Source organism: Herbaspirillum chlorophenolicum (assembly GCF_001189955.1).
Classification (GTDB): Bacteria; Pseudomonadota; Gammaproteobacteria; order Burkholderiales; family Burkholderiaceae_D; genus Herbaspirillum; species Herbaspirillum chlorophenolicum.
This window is the reverse complement of the sequence record NZ_LFLT01000122.1, coordinates 1-2,147: the sequence shown is the minus strand read 5'-3', so window position 1 is coordinate 2,147 and position 2,147 is coordinate 1. Positions and strand designations below refer to the sequence as shown.

Sequence of the window (2,147 nt, the reverse complement as noted above, 5' to 3'; positions counted from 1 at the left end):
GCTGGTGCCCCCGCCGCGCACGCACCGCCACCGCTACTTTGGCGTGCTGGCACCGAACTCACCCTTGAGGCCTGCCGTCACGGCGCTGGCGCGTGATGCAGCGGTGAAACCGGCGCAGGTGCAAGCCGAGCCAGCCAGCACGGCTGCAGGCGAGGGCGCACTTGGGGTAAGAAGCCCACTGCCAACCCAGACCGAGCCCGCCCAGCCGGTGCCACCCAAGCGCCCGGCGCACTATTTGTGGGCGGTGCTGATGGCCCGTATCTACGAGGTGTTCCCGCTGCTGTGCCCCATCTGCGGCGGGCAAATGCACATCATCGCCTTCATCACACACAGTGCCGATATCCGCCAAATACTGGAGCACATCGGGGTGGAGACGGAGCCGCCGCACATCACCCCGGCACGCGGGCCGCCACTGTGGGACGAGTGCGACGCGCAAGCCGCAGAGGGCGTGGAGCCAGCCCCAGACTGGGATGAAGCGACCCAACCGGCCCCGGACTTCGAGGTCGATCAGCGCGTCAGTTGGTAGGGTGGCAACAGCGGTTAACAGTGGTTTTGCCAACGTTGCGAGGCAGCGCTGCGCCTGTCACCGCCAAAAACGGGTCATACCGAAAAATCTCGGGCAACTGGCTTTGAGAAATCAACCCAGCAGTCCCCTGTGTGCATGCCTGAGACGCCCCAAACGTGTGCTATACTTGTGCTCATGCGGTTGGATTTCCTATCCCCCGACCTGCCATAGCCGGCGCGCCCCACCCTCAACCTTTCCAGGCGGAGCCCCCCCATGACCCAGACGCCCAACCAACTCGCCGAAGCGATCTGGGCCGCCCGCCAGGCCGGTCGGACACTGGACGCCGCAGCCACCATCGGCACGCCCGACCTCGCCACCGCCTACGCCATCCAGCGCGCGCTGCTCGGCCTGCGCCTGGCCGCCGGCGAGCGCGTGGTCGGGTGGAAGCTGGGTTACACGTCGGAAGTGATGCGCCGCCAGATGGGCATAGCCCGGCCCAACATCGGGCCGCTGACCGACCGGATGCTGCTGAACTCGGGCGACGCGGTGCACGAGCGCCTGGTGCAGCCGCGGGTCGAACCCGAGATCGGGCTGCGCCTCCAAACCGCCCTCGACGCGCGGCACGCGCCCGTCGACCGCCACACCGTGGTCGCCGCCGTGGAGGGCGCCTACGCCTGCCTCGAAGTCGTGCACTCCACCTGGACAGGCTACCGCTTCAACCTCGAACAGAACACCGCCGACAACTCGTCCGCCGGCCAGGTCGTCGTCGGGCCACGCCTGCCGGTGACCGACCTGATGGCGGCGGGCACCGTGGCGGTGCGCCTGCACGACGGCAGCCACCACACGCTGGGACAGGGCGTGGGCGCCGATGCCGACGGCCACCCCCTGGACGCGGTGGCGCGGCTGGCGCGGGAGCTGGCCGCGTTTGGTCAGCGGCTGGAGGCGGGTGATCTGGTGATCACGGGTGGGCTGACAAAGGCTTGTGAGCTGGAGGTGGGGGGGAGGTTGACGGGAGTGTTTTCGTTTGGGGACGCTTGGTCGGTAGATGTGACTGTGCGGCGTCTGTGAAACGACACTTGATAGGTGCGGATCGCCTGCACATCAACCCGGTCAACGAACGGCTCCATCAAAGACGCCAGTGCAGCGTGAGCGGTCGCGTGACACCTTGACCAGTGAGCGGCCGGTGGAGGCGCCTCTACGATGGCCTGCAGAGAGGTCGAGTGACAGCCACCAGCCTTGTGCGGACTTCGGCCGCGATCAAATGAAGCGCTGCCACGGGTCGGCGCCGAGCCGACCGCGCAAGCCCTTCCTCAAGCAACTGTATGCCTGCAAGGGGTATCCGCTTAGCTCCATCAGCCCCATTGACACTGTGATTTCATCCAGCAATGGTATCCGATTGCCTCTCCCCGGTGTTCTTGCTCACGACATCCCCATACGTCACTGGCGGCGTCACCACCGCTTGCTGCAGCAAGCGTTAAAACAGCATCCCGCGTGAGCTGGATGTGCGCCGGTTGAAACGGAACACGAATTCATCGAGATAGGCGTCCAGGTGTTCGGGTTGCACAGAACCGTGGTGCGTTCCCAGCACCCAGCGCTGTACCAACGAGGCGACCCGGTGCACTCCCGCCATGGAGACATGGGG

At 66.3% G+C, this 2,147-nt stretch carries 1 protein-coding gene and 2 pseudogenes; 2 read left to right on the top strand and 1 reads right to left on the bottom strand.

From position 1 onward, the window contains the following. Positions 1–526, top strand: a pseudogene (locus AKL28_RS23390) (IS91 family transposase); the annotation flags it as partial. Between the two features lie 252 nt (positions 527–778). After that, positions 779–1,573, top strand: coding sequence for a 2-keto-4-pentenoate hydratase (locus AKL28_RS23385; RefSeq protein WP_008328897.1), 795 nt, complete (start codon positions 779–781; stop codon positions 1,571–1,573). A gap of 307 nt (positions 1,574–1,880) precedes the next feature. Here the strand turns inward: AKL28_RS23385 and AKL28_RS25420 are convergent. Next, positions 1,881–2,147 (bottom strand): annotated as a pseudogene (locus tag AKL28_RS25420) (transposase); the annotation flags it as partial.

What these genes read in the sequence shown, in the direction of transcription:
- AKL28_RS23385 (WP_008328897.1), top strand. Translation starts at nt 779, where the DNA reads ATGACCCAGACGCCCAACCAACTCGCCGAAGCGATCTGGGCCGCCCGC.